General features: G+C 64.0%; 12 protein-coding genes and 1 pseudogene. 7 read left to right on the forward strand and 6 right to left on the reverse strand.

Annotated elements, in window-relative coordinates; translation table 11 throughout:
- Window positions 1-199 precede the first annotated feature (199 nt).
- Window positions 200-907: a hypothetical protein gene (locus ACG2LG_RS21460; protein WP_396262522.1), complete on the forward strand. Its 708-nt coding sequence runs from the start codon at window positions 200-202 to the stop codon at window positions 905-907.
- A gap of 44 nt (window positions 908-951) precedes the next feature.
- On the opposite strand, the gene ACG2LG_RS21465 is transcribed toward ACG2LG_RS21460, so the two are convergent.
- Complete coding sequence (locus ACG2LG_RS21465; protein WP_396262523.1) at window positions 952-2307, reverse strand: sulfatase; 1356 nt, start codon at window positions 2305-2307, stop codon at window positions 952-954.
- 168 nt (window positions 2308-2475) lie between these two features.
- Here ACG2LG_RS21465 and ACG2LG_RS21470 point away from each other — a divergent pair, with 168 nt between their 5' ends.
- Entirely contained in the window at window positions 2476-2730 is a 255-nt protein-coding gene (locus ACG2LG_RS21470) for a hypothetical protein (RefSeq protein WP_396262525.1), read from the forward strand.
- Between the two features lie 372 nt (window positions 2731-3102).
- Here ACG2LG_RS21470 and hisH read toward each other — a convergent pair whose 3' ends face one another.
- The 4 genes from hisH to ACG2LG_RS21490 form a co-directional block, all read right to left on the reverse strand.
- Window positions 3103-3711, reverse strand: a complete 609-nt coding sequence (gene hisH, locus ACG2LG_RS21475) for an imidazole glycerol phosphate synthase subunit HisH (protein ID WP_396262527.1) — start codon at window positions 3709-3711, stop codon at window positions 3103-3105.
- Window positions 3712-3802: 91 nt separating this feature from the next.
- Window positions 3803-4402, reverse strand: coding sequence for an imidazoleglycerol-phosphate dehydratase HisB (gene hisB, locus ACG2LG_RS21480; protein ID WP_396262529.1), 600 nt, complete (start codon window positions 4400-4402; stop codon window positions 3803-3805).
- 50 nt (window positions 4403-4452) lie between these two features.
- Complete coding sequence (locus tag ACG2LG_RS21485) at window positions 4453-5499, reverse strand: PTPDL family protein (protein WP_396262531.1); 1047 nt, start codon at window positions 5497-5499, stop codon at window positions 4453-4455.
- 43 nt (window positions 5500-5542) lie between these two features.
- Window positions 5543-7690 carry a DUF255 domain-containing protein gene (locus ACG2LG_RS21490; protein WP_396262532.1) on the reverse strand — a complete coding sequence of 716 codons (2148 nt, stop codon included), beginning with the start codon at window positions 7688-7690 and terminating at the stop codon, window positions 5543-5545.
- Between the two features lie 97 nt (window positions 7691-7787).
- Between ACG2LG_RS21490 and ACG2LG_RS21495 the strand changes: the two genes are divergently transcribed.
- Both ACG2LG_RS21495 and ACG2LG_RS21500 read left to right on the forward strand, forming a co-directional pair.
- A complete protein-coding gene (locus ACG2LG_RS21495) occupies window positions 7788-8555 on the forward strand; it encodes a ParA family protein (protein WP_396262534.1) in 768 nt (255 codons plus the stop codon).
- 4 nt (window positions 8556-8559) lie between these two features.
- Entirely contained in the window at window positions 8560-9171 is a 612-nt protein-coding gene (locus ACG2LG_RS21500) for a hypothetical protein (protein ID WP_396262536.1), read from the forward strand.
- Between the two features lie 10 nt (window positions 9172-9181).
- Here ACG2LG_RS21500 and ACG2LG_RS21505 read toward each other — a convergent pair whose 3' ends face one another.
- Window positions 9182-12697 carry an ATP-binding cassette domain-containing protein gene (locus ACG2LG_RS21505; protein WP_396262538.1) on the reverse strand — a complete coding sequence of 1172 codons (3516 nt, stop codon included), beginning with the start codon at window positions 12695-12697 and terminating at the stop codon, window positions 9182-9184.
- 155 nt (window positions 12698-12852) lie between these two features.
- On the opposite strand from ACG2LG_RS21505, the gene ftsH reads away from it, so the two are divergent.
- The 3 genes and pseudogenes from ftsH to ACG2LG_RS21520 all read left to right on the forward strand — a co-directional run.
- Window positions 12853-15201 carry an ATP-dependent zinc metalloprotease FtsH gene (gene ftsH, locus ACG2LG_RS21510; RefSeq protein WP_396262539.1) on the forward strand — a complete coding sequence of 783 codons (2349 nt, stop codon included), beginning with the start codon at window positions 12853-12855 and terminating at the stop codon, window positions 15199-15201.
- Window positions 15202-15517: 316 nt separating this feature from the next.
- The gene (locus tag ACG2LG_RS21515; protein ID WP_396262541.1) at window positions 15518-19135 is read left to right on the forward strand and encodes a carboxypeptidase regulatory-like domain-containing protein; all 3618 of its coding nucleotides are present in this window, start codon (window positions 15518-15520) and stop codon (window positions 19133-19135) included.
- A gap of 249 nt (window positions 19136-19384) precedes the next feature.
- Window positions 19385-20397: pseudogene (locus tag ACG2LG_RS21520) on the forward strand (hypothetical protein); the annotation flags it as partial.

Here is a 20397-nt window from a genome sequence, read left to right on the forward strand (position 1 = left end):
TTCATCGCCGCTTTGATGGAGGCGATTCATCGCCGATGGCGCGGCTCGCATTGAAATGCTTCGCCAAAGCGGCGATGAATCGCCGCAGTCTAGAGAGTGATGCCTGCCGGCCGACAAGTCCCGGCCATGCCCACCACTTTCAGTGACACCCGGTTTTGGCATTGGAGGTCGTGTTTCGAAGTGGTAGTCCTATCCCGCCATGAAAGCGTTGCTGTCGTCGATTTTCTGGGCGTGCCTGTTCGTTGTTCCGGGCTTGGCGAGAACTCTTACCAGTGCCGATGGTCAAAGGACCATCGAGGCCGAATTGATCGACTACCGTCCTTCGACCGACAGCGTGGTCTTCCGCTACAAGGGGAAGAGTGCCCGGCAGACCGCCAAAGCCAGCGCCTTTTCGGCAGAGGATCAGGAGTACTTCGCCGAGTTTCTCAAGGAGAAGACCAAGCGGGACGCCCTCAACGTCGTGGCCGAGGAGGAAACGGAACGGAGCGAAGACGAGGGGAGCATCTACACCTACGACCGTCTCAGCTCGTTTTTCCGGGTATCGGTGCGAAACCGGGGAGAGTTCGGGTTCGAGGACCTGAGCGCCAAGTACGACATCTTCGTGATGCGCTACGATGCCGAGGGAAAGTCGAAAACCGAGGTAGTCTCGGGAGAAGCCTCCTTGGGCGAGATCCTCCCGCGGCTCGATGAAACCTTCGAGACGGAGAGCGTCAAGATCACCCTTGATTGCGAGACGAGCTCAAGTTGTCCGACCTGCGAAAGGCATGCCGCTTCGGTGAAGCGGGAACGCGTGATCGGCCTGCGGGTCCGCATCTTCAACGCTGAAGGCGAGCAGTTGACCGAGTTCCACTCGTCGAATGCCGTGCGCAAGCTCGGCGAGGAAGAGGACGCGAAGAAAACGGGCTGACCCGCGCGGGGTCCCGTCGTCGCCGGCGGTCCATCGGGGGGCGCCTAGCGTTTGCCCCAGACGGGCATCGCGTTGCTGGTGACTTCGGCGTCGAGTTCCTGCATGCGCTGCGTCAGCGCTTTCACCCGCTCCGGATGCTTGTCGGCGAGATTGGTGGTCTCGCCCAGGTCCTCGGCGAGGTTGAAGAGCTTGGGTTCCTCTTCTTGCTTCCTCTTGCCCTTGAGAAGCAGCTTCCAGTCGCCCTGGCGGATGCCGTCGAGCGCGCCGTTGGCGGTGTAGAAGAGCATCTCGGTGCGGGGTGAGGCGGCGTCGGCGGTGAAGGTCTGGCCGAGGTCGAAGCCGTCGATTTTCGCATCGGGCAGGTCCACTCCTGCCAGACCGGCAAAGGTCGGAAGCAGGTCCATGGTGGTGGCGAAGGCGTTGCTCTCGGTTCCGGCGGGAACCCGGCCCGGAGCCCAGACGACGCAGGGAACCCGCTGTCCTCCCTCGAAGGTCGTGCCCTTGCCGTCGCGCAGCGGGCCGGCGGAGCCACCGTGATGCTTGAAGGGCAGCCACGGGCCGTTGTCGGAGGTGAAGATGAGGACGGTGCTCTCCTCAAGCTTGAGTTCGCGCAGGGTGTCGACGAGTCGTCCGACCTGCTCATCGATGTGCTCGATCGTGTTGATGTAGGCATTCTTCGGATCCGGGTCCTTGACCTCGTCGGGCACGAAGAGCGGGATGTGCGGCATCGAGTGGGCGAGGTAGAGGAAGAAAGGCTTCTCCTTGTTCGCGCGCACGAATTCGATGGCCCGGTCGGTGTAGCGGCGGGTGATGGTCCGCTGGTCGGCGGGCATCTCGACGATTTCCTCGTTCTCCATCAGTGGTGGGTTCCACGAGGTGATGCCCTTGGCGGGATCCTTCCATGCGTCGTCGAGCGACATCCTGAATTTCCGCTTGTTGTCGGGATGCGCCATGTCGTTCGAGTAGGGGATGCCGTAGTAGCTGTCGAAGCCCTGGGCGCGGGGAAGGGTTTCGGGTTGGTGGCCGAGGTGCCACTTGCCGACGCAGGCGGTGGCGTAGCCGGCACCCTTCAGGAGATCCGCGATGGTGGTCGTGCGCTCCGGGTGCAGGCCGTACTTGTCCGGGGGGAAAATGACGTGGCGGTGGAGGCCGACGCGTTTCGGGTAGGATCCGGTGAGCAGGGCGGCGCGGGAAGGGGTGCAGACCGATGAGGCGACGTAGAAGCTGGTGAAGCGCCGGCCTTCCCGGGCGAGCCGGTCGATGTGGGGCGTCTCGATGGTTTCCGAGCCGAAGCATCCGAGATCCCCGTAGCCCTGGTCGTCGGTGTAGATGATGATGAAATTGGGTTTCGCGGCATGGAGGGGCGCGAGGAGGAACAGGGCGATGAGAAGGGAGCGCATGGGACTTGAAACGGTGGTTTGGACCGCTTTCTAACCCGCATTTCCCATTGAGGGGCATGAAAAATCGCCCGGAGGATCCCCGCGGTTCAGGGACCGGGCCGGCACCGATTCCAAACTCGGTGGATCTTCCCATTGAATGCGGTCGTTCGGAGTGCATGCTTGAAGGCGATGCCCGAAACCCTTGAAGCGGAAATCATCGAAATCGACGGCAAGCCGCCGCCGGTGGTCGATGACGAACCCGCATCTTCGTTCCAAGGGGCGCGACCTTGGACGGTGCGGCTGGATCGCCGCTGGTGGCCGTTGTGGATCCTTGTCGGAGCGGTGGCCGTGGTGGGCGGGCTCGTGTTCGGCGTTCTCTATGTGGTCTTCGCCCTGATCCGGTCGGTTCTGCGTCTTCTTTTCGGCGGCTCGGCTTCGCGCTGAGAGTGGGTTCTCACCAAGTTATTCACAATCCCCGGTCGGGTCCGGATTCTCTGTGACAGCTTCGTTTCAAAGGGTTTACGAAGGCACCCGCCTGCTTGACCCGGGATGTGGATAACTTGGGCAGAAACTGGGCAGAGACCGCTTAAAAATCGTTATTTCACTGAAAATCAGCCACTTGGGATTTGTTTGAAACATCCCGGCCCGAGTGAACAACCAAGGCGGGAGGGCGACCTGCCGAAACCTCGATCCGGCAAGTGGGAAATGCCGGGAATGCGCAGATGTCCGTAGATAACGGGCCGGGCGGAGGGCTTGCTCGAAGGCGGCGGGAAAGAAATTCCCGAAGTTGTTCACAATTCCTGAACAGGAATTGGACTACTGGAGAAAGTTCCTGAGCAGGCGGAGTCCGGCCTGTTGGCTTTTCTCCGGGTGGAACTGGGTGGCGAGCAGCTTGCCGCGCCGGATGGCGGAGGCGAATCGCAGCCCCTCGTAGTCGGTTTCCATCGCCGTCAGCGAGTCATCGGCGGGTTCGGGAAAGTAGGAGTGAACGAAGTAGAAGAAGGGTTGGTCTCCCAAGCCGTCCCACAGCGGATCGTCCGGGTCGCGGGCGGTGGCCGCGTTCCATCCCATGTGGGGAATCTTCCGCCCGTCTTCCGGGAAACGGACAACGCGGCCCTTGAAGATACCGAGCCCCGGGATGCCCGGGTTCTCGTCGCCTTCCTCGAAGAGCATTTGGTAACCGACACAGATGCCGAAGAAGGGTCGATCCGCGGCGATCCAATCGCGGATCGGTTCCACCAGTCCGCGGCGTTCCAGCTCGGCCATGCTGTCGCCGAAGGCCCCGACACCGGGCAGGATGAGGTGCGTGAGATCGCCGAAACCGTCGGGGTTGTCGATGATCCGGGGTTCAACCCCCAGACTGTGGACCGCGTTGTCCACGCTGCGCAGGTTTCCCGCGCCGTAGTCGATGATGCCGGTCTTCATGATGGGGTTCACGGGTTGATGGGTTGATGGGTTGATGGGTTGGAGGGTGGAAACTCATGAACCCATCCACCCATGCACCGATCCAACCCCGTTACAGCGCCTCCTTGGTGCTGGGGATTCCGGTGACGCGCGGGTCATCCTCGCAGGCCTGCCTGAGGGCGCGGGCGAGGGCCTTGAAAATGGCCTCCGCGACGTGGTGGCCGTCGCGGCCATACAGCAACTCGACGTGGATGTTCGCCCGCAGGTTGGAGGCGAGGGCGCGGCAGAATTCCTCGACCAGGGTGAAGGGGAAGTTCGGGGCGTCGGCGACGCCTTCCGGCGCGCGGAACTCGAGGTGGGGCCGATTGCTGAGGTCGACGACGACCCGCGCCAGCGACTCGTCCATCGGCAGGTAGCAGAGGCCGTAGCGGCGGATGCCCTTCTTGTCGCCGAGCGCCTCGCGCATGGCTTCACCGAGCACGATGCCGGTGTCCTCGACCGTGTGGTGGAAGTCGACCTCGAGATCGCCTTCGGCCTCGAGGGTCAGGTCGAACAATCCGTGACGCGAGAACAGCGTGAGCATGTGGTCGAAGAAACCGATGCCGGTGTTGATCTTCGATTCACCGGATCCGTCGAGATCGATCGACAGCTCGATGCGGGTTTCCGCGGTGGAGCGGCTACGGCTCTGGGTGCGTCGCTGCATTGCAGCCATTGGCGGGTGGCGGCGGTCGCGTGTCAATCCGCAGAAAGAGAAAAGGACCGCTACTTGGACGGCATCTTCTCCTCGAGAATCTCGATGTATTTCGCCGGAAGGCGGGCGTTGCGGGCTTTCGACAAGGCGTCCCGCGCGGCTCCGGCATCGGGTTCGCCGTCGAGGGTGGCCCACGCCTCGGCCCAGGCTGCATCGCCATCCGGGACCCGCGAGGGGTCGAAGTTTTCGAGGCGTCGGATTTCCGCCTCCAGCAGGGATCTGGCCTTGTTGAGCGGTTCCTTCTCGAAGGGATTGAGGCTGGTCCACCGGATGCCGGCTTCGCGCTCGTCCTCGACGAGCTTCTTGTAGTCGGCGGCTTCCCGTTCGATGGCTTCCCGGGCACGGGCGCGGTCCTTGGTGGGGACGAGTTCGAGCTTCCGGAGGCGTTCCTTCACGCGTTCGTCGATGTCTTCGAGTTCGCGCTCCACCGCCGCGAGCTGCACCCGCATCACTGGAAGGATCTTCGGGACGGCGGCGACGTAGGCGCGGCTGGTGGGGAATTCCTCCTGCAGCTTGTCCCAGGCACGAAGCGCATCGATCTTCCGCCCTTCGGCGATGGCCTCCTCGATCGCCGCGTGGACGATCTGCGAGTCGAGGGTGAAGGCGGCCTTCTGACGCTCCGTGGCGCTCAGGAGCTTGCCTTCGAATTTGACGCCTCCCGAGGCAACCACCTCCCGCTCGGCGTCGAGTGTTTCCAGAATCGCCGCGGCCTTGCGTGCCAGACGGGAGTCCGGGAACTCCTTGAGGAAGCTTTCCACCCTCTCGATGCGGGCGTCGTATTCATCGACGCGCAAGCGCTCGGGTGTCGGGACCAGGTTCTCGATCTTTTCGAAGGCGGCGGCATCCTTCTTTTCCTTCACGATCTCGAGGATGTCCTTCTTCAGAATCCGGCGCTGGTCACGGATCGTCTCGGTGACCTGCACCAGCACCGTGTAGGAATCGCCGTCGTCGGAAATGACGACCCCTTCGTATTCCTTGCCGTCACGCAGACGGATGGTGTCGGCGTGCACCGCCGATCCGATCAGTAGTCCGAGAGCGAGTATCCTGAATAACCTCATGGGCCGATCCTACAAAGGGCCGGCGATGCCCCGCCAGCGGAAATCAGTTCATTGTCGCGGGTTTTGCGAGTGCCCGGAGCTCGGCAGGCTCGGTCAGGACCCGGCTTTCCCCGTCGACCGGCGAGATCTGCGCGCCGTCGCCGGGCTGGCGGGCCATCCTCCGCTCGAAGCGCTCGAGCGGCAGCTTGGTCACCGCCTCAACGAGCGGCGCCGGTGCTCCGGCCTGGACGGCGACGCGGGTGCGGACCGATTGATGGCCAAGGGCGGCAATGGTGTCGGTGTGGACGATGGGAAACTGCTCGATCTTGGGCAGCGAAACGGTCCAGGGGTGCAGGGCGGGGGGAACCTGGAAACCGAGCGCGTCGAGCCGCGAAAGGTTGAGGCGCGTCATTCCGGCCGTGGATTCCTCGAAAACCATCAGGCGGTCCGAGTAGGCGAGGTCGATCACGCGGGACTCCTCGCGGGTCTCGACCAGGCGCCCGTCCTCGGAGATGAAATTCTCGGCCATGAGGGTGATGAGGTCCTGGCCCCAGAGATTCCATTCGTCTTCCAGGGTGACGGCGCCGAGATCGAGGCTGGCCTGGCAGGCGATGGCGTAGGTGGACGCCCGGGCATCGCTCATCTTTTCGGGATTCTCCCCGGGTCGTTCATTCAGGAAACGGGCCGTCCCGAAGGCCTTGCGGCAGGCCTTGCCGAGTTCGATCGCCTTTTCCTGCCATTGAGGATCGCCGGTCGCGGTGTAGAGGGCGGCGTAGGCGGAGACCATCCTGAAGCTCGCCGTGGCCGAAGGGGTCGGATCGCCGCTGGCGGCCGGGAAGCGTTCCTCGCGGACCTTGAGAAGTTTCTTCCGTCCGGATTCGAGCAGGGTCCGCACCTTGTTGGGCGACAGTCCGGTCTCTTGCGCGACCTCACTGACCGGGCGTCTCAGCCCGAGCGAGTTGAGCCGGAAGAACTCGCGGTCCGGGTCGACTTCGATCGGCAGGTTGCCGAGCCGGTCGAGTTCGGAGATGGCTTTCCAGACCCGGAACTCGTCCTCGTCGAGGGTGGTCTTCACGCTTTCGATCGTCCACAGCCACTCTTCCTGGGGCGAGTCACCGGGGCGCGTGGCGATGGCGAAAAGGCCCTTCGGGGTGAGGAATTGTGCCTCGGCAAAACGGATCGCCGCCAGCGCGGTCTCCAGGGCGTCGGGGCGGTCCACCTCCAGATGCAGCAGACTCAGGGCGCGGGCCGCGCGGGCCTGGGTCGTGCAGTCCCGCACGAAGACCGGAAAGTTCCACGATGGTCCCCGGCGGGCGCTGTAGATGCCGCCGTCCAGCGGGTCGATCATCGCGCTGGATTGCAACTGGTCGAGGATCCCGGACAGGCTGACGAGTGCCTTTTGACGAAGCTCCGGGTCCAGTTTCGGGTGGATGGCCGCATCGCCGAGGCATTCGAGCGTGCCGACCGGAAAGAGTCCGCCGGAACCGCTCATCGAGCTCAGGTCGACCTCGTAGAAACTCGTCAGCCGCCGGATCGCCGTGCGGTAGAGATCGAGGCGCTCGTCGGCATCCTCCACCGCCGGGTCCTGCTTGGGCATGCCGTCGCGGCGGAAGCCGTTCTTGGTCGCGCTGTCTTCCAGCACGTAGTCGGGCGATTCGTTCCACAGTCGGCTGATCACTTCGACCGAGTTGTCGAAGAAGTTCTGGATCATCTCGTCGTTCTGATAGGCCAGCGGCTGCCAGCTCACCGGGTCGCCGTTCGGCGAAAGCAGCAGCACGAAGGGGAAGTTGACCGGTTGGCCGGTTTCGGCGCTGAGGGCGCTGGCGACGAGGCTCGTTTCGCGGCTGATGTCGAGATCGGCGAGCACCGGCACGAACTCCTCGTTCAGCCGGCGGACGATGTCGGGACGGGATTCGATGGCATCCAGCGTCTCGAAGGTGCCCGGATAGCGGACCGAACCGATGACGGCGAAAACCAGCCGCCGGGCATCGGTCGCCCGGTCCAGGACCGCGGGATCCCACTGCTGCCAGTTCACGTCGGAGTCCGCCCAGGCCTTGAGGAGTGCCGACGGGGTCTCGGACAACTGGTTGACCCTGAGCTCGGGAGCGACCACCGCAGGGGTTTCGGGCTCGTCGGGACCGCTGTCTCTGCTGCACGATGAGAGGGTCAGGGTGACTCCGAGCAGGCAGGGGACGAGGGGGTGGATCTTCATGGCAGGGGAGTGCCCGACGGGTGCCGGACTCCGACAGCATGCAGAAAAGGCTTTCTCCCCTACAAGCCCAAGCTACGCTCGCCACCGATTTCCAAGGATGATCAGCATCGCGGTATCCAGTCAAAAAGGTGGGGTCGGCAAGACCACGGTATCCATCAACCTTGCCCACGCGTTCGCACGCGCCGGACTCAGAACCCTGCTCGTGGATGCCGATCCCCAGGGCTCGGTCGGGCTGTCGCTCACGCGTCAATCGCGCCTGTTGTCCGGCTTTTACGACTATCTGGCCGATCCCGGCATCCCCTTCGACAAGATTCTGGTGCCGACGCGGCTGGAGACCTTCACCCTGGTGGCGAGCGGCCAGGCGGGGGATTACGAGGTGAGCGGCGGGCCCACGGGTGCCCACCTTTCGCGGGTCCGGAGTTTCCTCCGCACGGTCGAGGCCCGGGGCTACGACATCTGCCTGATCGACACGCCCGCCGGGCTTTTCGGTCTCACTGCCGACGTGATCTGCTCGTGCGATGCGGTCCTCGTGCCGCAGCAGGCCGAGCCGCTCGGCATCCGTTCGGTCCCGAAAATGCTCGAGGGATTGAACCGCCTGCGGGTGATCCATCCCAGCCTCGTCGTGCTCGGTGTCATCCTGACGATGGTCCAGCAGGACATGGAGGAGAGCCGCGATTCGGTGGCGGCGCTGCGGAATCTGCTCCCGGAGGAGCTGATGATCCGCACCCTCGTCCCCCGCGACCCCTTGTTTGTGAAGGCCAGCGCCCGCGGATTGCCGGTGGGTGTGATGGAGGATGGCGAAGGCGCCAATGCGGTCTTCGACGCGCTGCGGGCGGAGATCGAAGCCAAACTCGTTCCCAACTGACCTGATGGACCCGGTCGAACCCTGGATCGACGGAGATGCCGTGCGCCGGCTGGCCCGGCAGTTGATGACTCCGCCGCGCCGCGAGCGGAAGGAAAGCACCGACGACGCCGGCTTCGGCCCCGGCTTCGAGGGCTTCATTTCGTCCGCCCCGGCGGCCGATCCCTTTCCGGCCGAGAACGAGCCGGCGAAGCCTTTCCTTGCGACGCCGGCGGCACCGGATGCGCCTCCGCCGCCTGAGGTGCCGAAGGTCGATCTCCCGCCACGCGAACCGCTGCTCGCCCGGCTCGGGCGTTTCCGCGAGTGGCTGATCCAGCAGCTCGATGCCAAGGGTGCCTTCGTTCTCGAGCGGGACGGCGAGCCGGTGCTCGACGATGCGGATTTCACCAAGCTCCACTTTCTCGCCCGCAGCCTGGCCCAGGCCTACCGGCCGGTGAAGGGCGAGGTGGGCAACGTCCACGTCAAGGTCGGCGCCGAAGCCTACCTGGTCGTCGTGCCGGTGGACACCGCCTTCGGTCGGTTGGTTCTGGGCGCGGTGCTGCCCAAGCCGCTCGACGCGGCGACGGTCGAGGTCGTGGCCGACGCGCTCAAGCGCGCCGCCCAGCCTGGGAGAAAATAGAAATTCCCTGCTACCGCGTCCGGCGGTTCTGAAGGGCGAGCGCGACCCCGGTGAGGACGCAGCAGAGGAAACTGGTCAGCACGAGGATCGCCGCCGAGACGTGCAGCGTGGCGACATCGCGCTGTCCCAACGGCTTCTTGAGGGCGAGGAAGATGTTCGGGCGGCGCCCGAGTGCCTCGTTGCGGTAGTCGGTGCGGAAGGTTCTCGCTTCCTCTACCATCAGTTCGATGCGCTTGTTGACGAAAAAGTCGGAGATCGGCCGGGCATCCGGGGAGTCGGGGCGGATCTCGAGCGACTCGAGTTCGACCATGGTGCCGCTGCGGGCCAGGCGGGCGATGTCGGCCGAGGTTTCGGCCGCACTTTGCGGGTCGGTGGCATCGGCGCCGACGAGTGCCTGCAGCGCGACCTTCATCACGTCGAACCGCTCGCCGCTGGTCTCGGTGAGCGGTTCCTCGGATTGCGCGACCATGTCCTTGAAGGTGTCGACCCGGCGCTGGATGCGGATGCGGTTGAGGTCGAAGGGATTTCGTGTCGCCTGGGTGACGACCATGCCTTCGTAGGCGAAGCGCAGCGGCATCAGGCGCGCCGGGACCGGAATACCGCCGCGCTCCCGCTCGATACTGGCGTCCTCGAACAGCCCGCGGTTCATCTCGCGGTAGGGGACGAGGGCCCCGGCGAGCAGCATCTGCGGAACCAGCAGCAGCGGCACGGCCGTGAGGGCCGCCCGCTCGGTGCGCACCAGCACCGAGACCAGCAGGGCGAGGGCCGTGCCGGTGCAGGCGGTGAGCGTCATCCACTGCCACTGGTCGATCAGCGTGCCGTGGATTTCGAGGATGCGGTGGCCGACGGCGGTGTAGATCAGGCACTGAACGGCCGCGACCAGGGCCAGGGCGGTGAATTTCGCGGCCACGTAGAGGAAGGCGCCGCGCCGGGCGTTGCGCTCGCGCCGCAGGGTCGGGCGGTCGCGCAGGATTTCGGTGGCCGAGTTGGTCAGGCCGAGGAACATCGCCACCGTGGCCGAGAGGAAAAGATAGGCCGGGATGTGGAGCGCGGTGGAGAACTCGTAGGAGCCCTCGGGCGAGGAGCGGAGCGTGATCGCGATCAGCGCCGCCAGCAGCGGTGCCTCGATGAAGGTGGCGTAGAGCGTGCCGCGGTTGCGGAGCTTCGAGAGGATCGCCCTGGCGAACTGGGTCTGGAAAGTACGATAAGCCTCGTGGATGCGCCGCCGTCCGGTCCGGGTTCCGGGAAGGCCGCGCTGGGTGAGTTCGGGCAACGACTCGAGGCGGGTTGCCGGCGCGGGCGCGGGCGTCCCCAGCGAGTGGATCAGCACGCGGCTTTCGAACCGCTCCTGCCAGAAGTTCGGCGGGAACCGCCGGGTCGCCCCTCCGTGCTCGCCGCCGCCGAACTGCGCCAGCGGGGTTTCCAGCACGTCGAAGACGAAGTCGGCGCCGAGCGGTGCCTTGGCCTCGACCGAGGGGTGGGGAATGCGCAGTTCGGTGCAGGCCTCGTGGAAATACTCGATCATTCCCGCGGGCGTGCCGAAGAAGGCCAGCCGGCCGCCGTTGTCGAGCAGCAGGACCTTGTCGCAGAGCCGCAGCACGTTCGCCCCGGGGCGGTGCAGCGAGGCGATGACGATCTTGTCGCGGGCCAGCGAGCGCAGCGTTTCGGCGACGTGCTCGGAGTCCTTCGAGGAAAGTCCGGAGATCGGCTCGTCGAAGAGGAAGACCTCCGCCGCGCTGCCGAGATCGAGGCCGAGATTCAGCCGGCTGCGCTCACCCCCGGAGAGGGTCTTCTCGCCCGGTGAGCCGACGCGGCGGCGCGAGATCGACTGCAGGCCGAGCTCGGCCACGATGCCGTCGGCACGGCGGTCGACTTCCCCTTTCGGCAGGGAGGCGCGGCGGATGGTGGTCGCATGGCGCAGGTGCTCACGCACGGTGAGCTGCGGATTCAGCGCCTCTTCCTGAGGCATGTTGGCGATGAAGGGCACCAGCGCATCCCGGTGTTCGTAGAGCGACGCGGCGTTGAGCTGGACGCGCCCGCGGGTCGGCTGAAGGTGGCCGGCGAGGATCGAGAGCAGGGTGCTCTTGCCGCAGCCGCTGGGGCCGATGATGCACATCATCTCGCCCCGCCGCACCTCGAAGGAGATGTTGTCGAGCGCGCGGCCATCCGGGACGAACTTGTGGATCAGGTCCTCGACGCGCAGTGTTTCGATCAGGTTCCGCTCCTCGTCGATGATGCCCTCGCCGAAGCGGCAGCGCAGGGCCTGGGTGCGGGAAATCCGGATCACCGAGCCTTCGGTCAGCTGGGCCGAGGCCCGGACCGGGTTGCCATCGGCGAGGATCGGTCCGGCCGCCTCGCGGATGAAGACATCGCCGGTGCGCGTCTCGGGGTCGAAGCGGACCCGCAGCACGACCCGCGGCGCCAGACCGGGGCTGAGCAGGAGGTCGCCTCGCTCGAGCACGGTGGGATCATTCGAAACGCGGAAGTCGCGCTGGTCGGCATTCAGCCGGAAGCGCCCGCCCGCCTCGGCGGCCCGGCGGCGCAGCGCATCGAGCGAGGCCGTCAGCCCGTTCTCGCCGCTGAGCTTGTCCTGGTGCTCGCAGATCAGGGGTTCGTTCGGCTTCAGCGGACCGCGCCCGACGACCACGCTGGCGGTCGGCTTCAGCGCCTCGACCTCGGCGCTGAGTCCGAAGCGGATGCGAACGGTGCTCTGGCGGCTGCGGATCCTCTCGCTGATCCAGCCCTCCGGGGTGGCGGCGAGATAGATGGTCGAGGGGTTTCCGGTGAGGGCGACGTTGAGAAAAAAAACGAGGTCCTCACAGGTCAGCGACCAGCCGGGCACGAGCAGTTGCTGGCGCGGTCGCATGCGCAGGAAGTTGCCCGGCTCGAGCGAGCGGCCGCGCACCCACAGGGGGGCCTTGCCGGTGTTGCGGACCAGGATCAGATCGGCGGCACGGTAGACGCGGAAGCCATGATCGCGCGCCGCCTCTGGCAGGACCACGTCGGAGTAGTGTCGCCGCGAGAAGATGATCCGCTCGAAACCCACCGGGGTGTTCGCCGGCAGTCCGCCCATTTCATCGAGAATCTGGCGTGCGTGTTCCGGGGTTCCGAGCCGCCGCATGAAGACCTCGAAGGCCGAGCGGCTCCGGTCGGCGAGTTCGGCGGCATCGACCAGCGTGTAGAGCTGCAGCCCGACCGCCATCTTCTCGCCCTCGTCGAGCACCTCGCGGAGTTCGGCGGCGGTGTTGGCCAGCGGTTTGGGATCGCGCACCGCCCGCTGGACGCGCCGTCCGAGCCAGCTGTGATCCGCCTCGGGGAAGGCGGAACGCAGCAGGTCGAGGATCAATTCGGCCTCTCCGGCATCGAGCCGGCCGTCGAGGGTGGCGAAGCCGGCGAAGGCGTCGACCATCATGCCCAGCACCCGGCCGCCGGTCGCCCCGCCCGGGCGTCGGCGCAACCATCCGCGCGGGCGCGTGGGGCGCCCGGCATCGGTTTGGTCGGAGGCGTCCTCGCGCATCGTCGGCATGCTCCCTGATGCCGCGGAGGAGGGCAAGGACGGCGCGAAAAAAGGGGGTTTCCTTTCCCGGGGTCCACGCTAGGCTGACGCGCCTTTTGCCCTCGCGCACGAGGCGTGCTAAACTGTCGGCGCGTCCCGGCAAGAGGCGCCATCCATCATTCATCATGTCTGACTCGCCCGAAAACCGCCCGCCTCCGGATCCCCGGGACAAGCGCGGGCCGAACGATTCGCCCGGCTTCAACTGGAGGCTCGCCATTTTCCTCGGGGTGGCGCTGTTCATCCTCGGTCTCGCCTTCTTCAAGGACGGGATGGCGGGAAAACCGCAGCAGCTCACCTACAACGAGTTCCGGACCAAGTGGGACCAGGGCCTGGTGGTGACCGAGCTGCCGGGCAACAAGAAGGTGCTGCGGGTCGAGACCGGCGAAGGCGGACTGGATGCCAAGGTGATCGGTCTGCTCCGTGACAAGCCGGACAACTTCGCCGTGCCGGGATCGGCCGCCGATCCCTTCCGGCTGACCTTCGGTCGCCGGACCGGTCAGGAAGAAGAGATCCTCGATATCCTCGGTGAAAATCTGCCGCAGCGTGAATACGTCGAGACCCTGCCGGAAGTCGAATCCGGCGAACCGATCACCCTCCGTGAGTTCCGTCAGGGCATGGCCCGGGGTCTGGTCGATCCGCGCACGCTCAAGCTGGAAAGCACCGCCGATGACGCGCTGCTGACCGGCAACATCCAGGACGCGGCCCCGCTGCCCGAGATCGGCGAGAACCAGATGAAGGAGCTGACGCCCTTCGTGGTCGAGACCTCGATGATGCTGCAGGGCAGCGAACTGGCCGAACTGCTTGCCGAGAAGGAGATCCCGTACGTCCGCAAGTCGGACATGTTCGGGCGCATCGTCCTGACCTTCCTGCCGGTTCTCCTGATCGTGCTGCTCCTGTTCTTCCTCTTCCGCCAGCAGATGAAGGCGGCCGGCAAGGGCGCGATGTCCTTCGGCAAGTCGAAGGCGAAGCTGCTGACGCGCGATACCAACAAGGTCACCTTCAAGGACGTCGCCGGCATCCAGGAGGCCAAGGAGGAATTGTGGGAGATCGTCGAGTTCCTGCGCGATCCGCGGAAATTCCAGAAGCTCGGTGGCTCGATCCCGAAGGGCGTGCTGATGGTCGGCCCTCCGGGCACCGGCAAGACGCTTCTCGCCCGCGCCATCGCCGGCGAGGCCGACGTTCCCTTCTTCTCCATCTCCGGTTCGGACTTCGTCGAAATGTTCGTCGGTGTCGGTGCCTCGCGCGTGCGCGACATGTTCGAGCAGGGCAAGAAGCACGCACCCTGCCTGATCTTCGTCGATGAGATCGACGCCGTCGGCCGCCATCGCGGGCACGGCATGGGCGGAGGTCACGACGAGCGCGAGCAGACGCTCAACCAGCTTCTGGTCGAGATGGACGGCTTCGACACCCAGGAAGGGGTGATCATCATCGCTGCCACCAACCGGCCCGACGTGCTCGACCCCGCGCTGCTGCGCCCGGGTCGCTTCGACCGCCAGGTCACGGTCAATCTTCCGGACGTGAAGGGCCGCGAGCAGATCCTCGGCGTCCACGCCAAGAAGGTGAAGCTGGCGCCCGGCACCGACATGGGCACGATCGCCCGGGGCACGCCCGGATTCTCCGGCGCCGAACTGGCCAACCTGATCAACGAGGCCGCCCTGCTGGCCGCCCGCAAGGGGCTCAAGGCCGTGACGCTTGCCGAACTGGAGGAAGCCCGGGACAAGGTCCGCTGGGGCCGCGAGCGCCGCAGCCTCGCGCTCAGCGAGAAGGAAAAGAAGACGACCGCCTACCACGAGGCGGGCCACGCCCTGCTGCTGGCCACGCTGGAGCACACCGATCCGCTGCACAAGGTCACCATCATTCCCCGCGGACCCTACCTTGGCGCCGCCTTTCATCTTCCGAAGGAGGACAAGTATCACTTCCACAAGCGCCAGGGACTGGAGCAGTTGATCGTGACGATGGGCGGGCGCGTGGCCGAGGAGATCATCTTCGGCGATGTGACCAGCGGCGCCTCCGGCGACATCCGCCAGGCCACCCACCTCGCGCGCCAGATGGTCTGCGAGTGGGGCATGAGCGAGGAGCTTGGCATGGTCGAGTATGGCGAGAGCAACGGAGAGGTCTTCCTCGCCCGCGACATGTCCCGCGATCGTGGCTACTCCGAGGCGACCGCCCAGAAGATCGATGCCGAGATCAAGCGCGCGATCGACAAGGCCTACACCGAGGCCAAGCGGCTCCTGATGGAGAAGCGCGAGGCGCTTGAATTGATCGCCGAGGCCTTGCTCGAGTATGAAACCCTCGACGCCCACCACATCAACGATCTCATCGAGCACGGCGAGATGAAGGATCCACCGAGTTCCCCGAGGCCTCCGGTCCTTCCGGACGACGAGCCCAAGAAGAAGGAGCCCGAGGCCGCGGAGGAGAGCGAGGAGGACGATGATGGTCCGCTGCCCGGCACGGTCGTCGGTCAACCGGCATGAACGATCCGGGGGAGGATGCCACCGGCGCGGGTCGGAGCGGCGCTGAGGCCCTGTAGCGATCGCGTCAGATTTGCGGGCGGTCCTTCGTGACGGAACCGTCACGGCAGCCATCTTCGTCCTGCTGGCTGCAAGGGGTATGTCGCGCGGGCACGTGTCTCCGCCGTCGTTCACCGCCCTCATCTCCCGTCTGCGCCGGCTGTGCCAGTGGCATGCCCACTTGCTGGCTCCGTTCCTTGCCGAAGAGGATGAGAGAAGGCGGAGATGTGCGATCCTGCTCCTCTGCCTGAGTGGTCCCGCATTGGTGTTTCACCCGGCGATGGCCCTCGAAAGCCTTCCGGTCTCCGCCGGGGTGACGGCGTCAGCCGCGTTGCTCCCGACCAAGGACGCCATGGAAGAGCCGCCGTCGTGCCCGGTGATTCCACTGGATCGGGGAGAACTGTGGAGCGCGCCATGGCAGCAGGGACTCGAGGTGATCCCGGCATTCTTCGAGCTTCCTGATCCGCTCGGCCGGATCGGTGCGGGTCCCTCTCCCTTTCTCAAGGTTCTTGCGGGTGAGGACGAGGGTGATGTGGCGGGAGGCGCGACGGCCGGGGACGAATTGGTTCCGGACGACGAGGTCGAGGAAGCCCCGGCAGAAGACGCCGTGCCGGAGGGCGAGGTCGGCATTGGTCCGCCTGAAAGATCGGACGAACCGTGGGTCCCGGCGGAGCCGGCCGACCCGGGACTCGATCCGGTCGATCCCGGCGCCGGCGGTGGTGCAGGCGGGGGCGGCGAGCCGCGCGACCTGCTCCCGATCGAGCGCGAGCAGGGCAACTGCGTGATCACCGGTGAGGTTTCCGATGTGACGACGCTCGAGCCGATCGCCGGCGCCAGCGTCGTGGTGATTGGTCAGGGCCGTGAGGACATCACCGACGCCCAGGGTCGATTTGAAATCGGTGGATTGCCACCGGGAGACTACACCGTCGAGGCGCTCAAGCTGGAGTACTCGATGGGCGAGGCGGCCGCCAGCCCGCGACCGGGTTCGCCGGCGGAAGTCCGCATCGCCCTCCGGAAGAAACCCGCGGTGGACACGGCTGAGGGGGAGTTCCTGCTCGCGGAGGAGTCCATCGTCGGGGAATACAGCGAAGGGAACCAAGGTGACTTCACCCTTGATCTCGAGATCGAGACGCCCTCGCTTCGCAGCGGGATGTCGGAGGAGGATTTTGCCAAGGCGGCGGTCAGTGATGCCGGCGAGGCGCTTGAGAAGGTGTCGGGAGCCAACGTGGTGGATGGAGCGTTCGCCGTGGTCCGGGGTTTGGCGGATCGTTACGTCACCACCACCCTCAATGGAGGCCAGATTTCCTCGGCCGTTCCCGACCGGAAGGCGGTGCGACTCGACCTTTTCCCAACATCGGCAATGAGGGCGATCGTGGTGGACAAAACCTATCGCGAGCAACTCCTCGGCGACTTCGGCGGCGCCGCCATTGATCTTCAGACCAAGGTATTCCCCGAAGACCGGGTGATCAGCTTCAAGGTGAAGCGCGAGTTCAATCCGTCACTTCCAGACTACATCCTCACCTCGCAGGGAAGCGACATGCAGTACTTCCAGGGGATCCCCAATTCGAACAAGATCGATCGGGACGCGATCACCGGCACCAATGGTTTCCTGATTCCCGGTTCACCTGAACGGAATCCCGGGGATCCACCGACGGTTCCCGATGCCCAGCAAGCCTGGGTGGGGCTTTTCAATACGCGCTATCTTCGTCCGGTCGCCAGGAAGAGCAGGGACGAAGAGTCCTTCAGCGCTGCCATCGGCGACACGATCGAGTTGACCGACAGCCTCGACCTCGGGTTTCTCGTCGCCGGTGGAGCGAAATCGGAAGACAGCTTCAACGCGACTCCTTTGCTGCGCGTCAATGGGGAAACCTGGGATCAGGAAGACTATCAACGGCAATACGAGTGGAATCTTTATGCAGCCGCAGGCCTGAAGCTCAATGACCAGCATGAGCTGACCGCAACCTACTTCCGGAAGAACATCACCCAAGACAATGTTCAGACGGCAAGAAACATCGAGGATGGGGAGATTTTCGGAACTCCGGAGTACTTCAATGCGACCACCAACCTGTTTGGAGCCTCCGCCAGCCTTCGGCGGAACTTCGACCAGATCGACATTGTCGAACAGGACCTCGAGGTGTTTCAGCTGGCCGGAAAGCACAAGCTGGGCGATCGAGGTCCTTCGGTGAACTGGGGCTATACGACATCGGACGCTCTGGAGGATCGACCGAACTACTCCCTGTTCCAGTGGACGACCCTCGACTTCACCGACGAAGAAGCATTTCAGGTCGCCCGCGATGTCGAGGACCAGCGACTCTACAATCAGATCCTGCGATCGTTCCCGGACGCTCCGGACTTTCAATCCTTGGACGAAGCGGGCCAGTACCTTTTGGATCAGGGAGTGTCTCAATCCACGGTTGATCGAGTGATCAATCAGACGATCGGCCGATATCCGGTCGTTGATCCCTCTTTGGGGACCGTCGATACCCTGGCCTTGCTCGCCATCACACAAGAGGCGGGTCCAGGAAATTTTTCTCCGCGGACCGTCCAGGAGATCAAAGAGAATACTGTGGACCAGCGAATCGATCTCGATTTGCCCTACTATTTCAGCGAGGAGGATGAATCACGGGGAGTCCGCCTGAATCTCGGTTTCTCCGACATGGAGAAGGAAAGGACTTCTCAGGTTTCAATTTACGATCTCATCCCCGAGTTTCAGGATGCGGCCGGCAATAATATCTACGGTCTTCCCGAGGATGTGCTACTCGCCCTGGGCGAGGATTTTGTTGAGAATCCGGAGCTTCTGCAAAACTTCATCGATGGTTACTGGCAGGGTTCGGTGTACTTCAATGACAACACGCTTGGGAACAATCTGAGTCCGCCGGCACAGCTGATCAATAACGTCGAGGGCAAGCACACCATCAGTTCCCACTACATCGGAGGTGAGTGGTTTTTCGACGATTGGTTCCTCAAGGGTGGCATTCGGTACGAGCAGGAGGTGCGTTCCGCGACGATCCTCGACCCGGCACCGATCCTGCCGCCGGACTTCCAGAACCTCCAACCGCAGGAATACGAGGAGATTCTTCCCGCGGTGACCGGCGGAGCCTCCTTTTTTGACGGCAGCCTGATTGTGATCGCAGGTTGGTCCGAGACAGCGGCCCGGCCAACCTTTTACGAGTGGCTGCCGACCAAGTCGATCGATCTTTCGACGGGCATTATCCGCCAGGGCAACCCCTTCCTCGCCAACTCGGAAGTGACCAACTATGATCTATCGTTCCAGTATTTGTTCAACGAATCGATCTCCACCCGGGTGAGCTTCTTCCACAAGGTGATCGAGGATCCGGTGATCGAGCAGCGTCTTTTTGCCGACCTCATCACCTACTCCAATGGAGAAACGAGCAACCTGAGCGGAGTCGAGTTCGAAGTGAGTGTTCAAGACCTTGGTCCGTTCTCGATCGAGGCCAACATGACTTACATCGATGCCGAACTCCTCTATGAAGTGGAGAACCCGTCGACCGGCATGTTTGAAACCACTTCGGTCAGCTTCCCCTACCAGCCTGAATGGCTCGCCAACATCAATCTTGGCTACGAACACGAGGAATGGGGGCTCAGCGCGAATCTGATCTACAACTTCACCGGTGCCTACAACACCATTCTGAGGACGACCGAGGCGGATCCAAACCTGGAACAGCAGGCGATCCAGTCGCTCGATCTTGTTCTCCGGAAGGTCTGGGGGGACGAAACCTCCGGCGTCGCCTTCGAACTGGGGGCCGGTGTGAAGAATCTTTTCGCGACGGATCGGGAATTGGTCTGGCGCGGAGGAGCAACGACCCTGGACGGACGCACGCATCGGACTTTTGAGGCGCAGAGAACCTATTTTCTCGAGATGAAGTGCCTGTTTTAGGCCTGATGGCACTTCTTTAGGCAGCGGCTTCGGTCTGAAAGTCAAAGGTCTCAAAGTCGAAAGTCCGAGCAATCTACCTGCTCCGATCGCGCGATTACGCTTGAAATTCGTTCTAGGCCTGATCCTGGGGTTTTCCGGAAGGTGACGAATCCGTTTCAGGAAAGGTTTGTCCGCGTTTCTGGATGCCAAGCTAGCTTCCGCCGCGTCCCCGGAAAAGGAAGGGGATGTCTCGAGATCTCATCTCCAACCATGAAAACAAACAACAGTATCAATCCCACGTGGATCACTGGTCTGATCGGGCTTGGCGCCGTGCTGGCGTCGCAGGCGGCGGACATCGACGTGGTGGCAACCCAACTTGCCAACATAGACAAGGACGGTGTCGACTGGTCGACCCCCGTGCTTGCCAACGACACCACTTGGACGGCGGACAACACCTACATCCTCACGGACCGGGTCTACGTTCCGAACGGCACGACGCTCACGATCGAGCCGGGCACGAAGATCTACAGCACCAACAGCGACCCGCTCAACACGCCGGGTGATCCTTCGGACGACCTCGTCGGTTCGGTGATCATCACCCGTGGAGCCCAGATCGATGCCCAGGGAACGGCGGAAGCGCCGATCATTTTCGATGCCATTGAGAACCTTGAGGCTCTTCGCGGCGTCGACCTCCCCTATGACGACGACACCGATGTTAGTGCTCCTCTCGGCGCGGGAGACACGGCGAAGTGGGGTGGCGTGATCCTTTTGGGCAACGCTTCGATCTCGCTGGTCAACACGAGTGCCCAACCGGTCCGCAACGACGTGATCGAGGGCACCACGCCCGTCGGTTCGCGCAATGCCGATGGCGATGCCTTCAGCGATCTTCTTGAGTATGGCTATGACAGCCTCCACGCGCAGGACGACAACGACAACAGCGGCATCCTCCAGTATGTGTCGATCCGCCACGGTGGATTCAACCTGTCCGCCAACAACGAGATCAACGGTCTGACTCTTGGGGGTGTCGGTGACGGCACGGTGATCGATCACATCGAAGTGTTTGCCAACGAAGACGACGGCATCGAGTTCTTCGGTGGAACGGTGAACGCCAGCCACCTTTCGGTGGCGTTCTGCAAGGACGACGGCATCGACATCGACCAGGGCTACAACGGCGACCTGCAGTTCGTATTCGTCATCCAGAACAACAACGGCGACAACTGTGGTGAATGGGATGGTATCGACACCAACGACGGTGCGGCGAAGGTTGGGAACACGGCGGCCCT

The sequence above is a fragment of the Haloferula sp. A504 genome (assembly GCF_044385805.1).
In the GTDB taxonomy this organism is placed as follows: Bacteria; Verrucomicrobiota; Verrucomicrobiia; order Verrucomicrobiales; family Akkermansiaceae; genus Haloferula.

Coding starts and splice junctions, on each gene's coding strand:
- ACG2LG_RS21490 (WP_396262532.1), bottom strand. CDS start 7,690: ATGAAGATCCACCCCCTCGTCCCCTGCCTGCTCGGAGTCACCCTGACC.
- hisB (WP_396262529.1), bottom strand. CDS start 4,402: ATGGCTGCAATGCAGCGACGCACCCAGAGCCGTAGCCGCTCCACCGCG.
- ACG2LG_RS21515 (WP_396262541.1), top strand. CDS start 15,518: ATGGCCCTCGAAAGCCTTCCGGTCTCCGCCGGGGTGACGGCGTCAGCC.
- ACG2LG_RS21485 (WP_396262531.1), bottom strand. CDS start 5,499: ATGAGGTTATTCAGGATACTCGCTCTCGGACTACTGATCGGATCGGCG.
- ACG2LG_RS21495 (WP_396262534.1), top strand. CDS start 7,788: ATGATCAGCATCGCGGTATCCAGTCAAAAAGGTGGGGTCGGCAAGACC.
- ACG2LG_RS21460 (WP_396262522.1), top strand. CDS start 200: ATGAAAGCGTTGCTGTCGTCGATTTTCTGGGCGTGCCTGTTCGTTGTT.
- ACG2LG_RS21505 (WP_396262538.1), bottom strand. CDS start 12,697: ATGCCGACGATGCGCGAGGACGCCTCCGACCAAACCGATGCCGGGCGC.
- ACG2LG_RS21470 (WP_396262525.1), top strand. CDS start 2,476: ATGCCCGAAACCCTTGAAGCGGAAATCATCGAAATCGACGGCAAGCCG.
- ACG2LG_RS21465 (WP_396262523.1), bottom strand. CDS start 2,307: ATGCGCTCCCTTCTCATCGCCCTGTTCCTCCTCGCGCCCCTCCATGCC.
- hisH (WP_396262527.1), bottom strand. CDS start 3,711: ATGAAGACCGGCATCATCGACTACGGCGCGGGAAACCTGCGCAGCGTG.
- ftsH (WP_396262539.1), top strand. CDS start 12,853: ATGTCTGACTCGCCCGAAAACCGCCCGCCTCCGGATCCCCGGGACAAG.
- ACG2LG_RS21500 (WP_396262536.1), top strand. CDS start 8,560: ATGGACCCGGTCGAACCCTGGATCGACGGAGATGCCGTGCGCCGGCTG.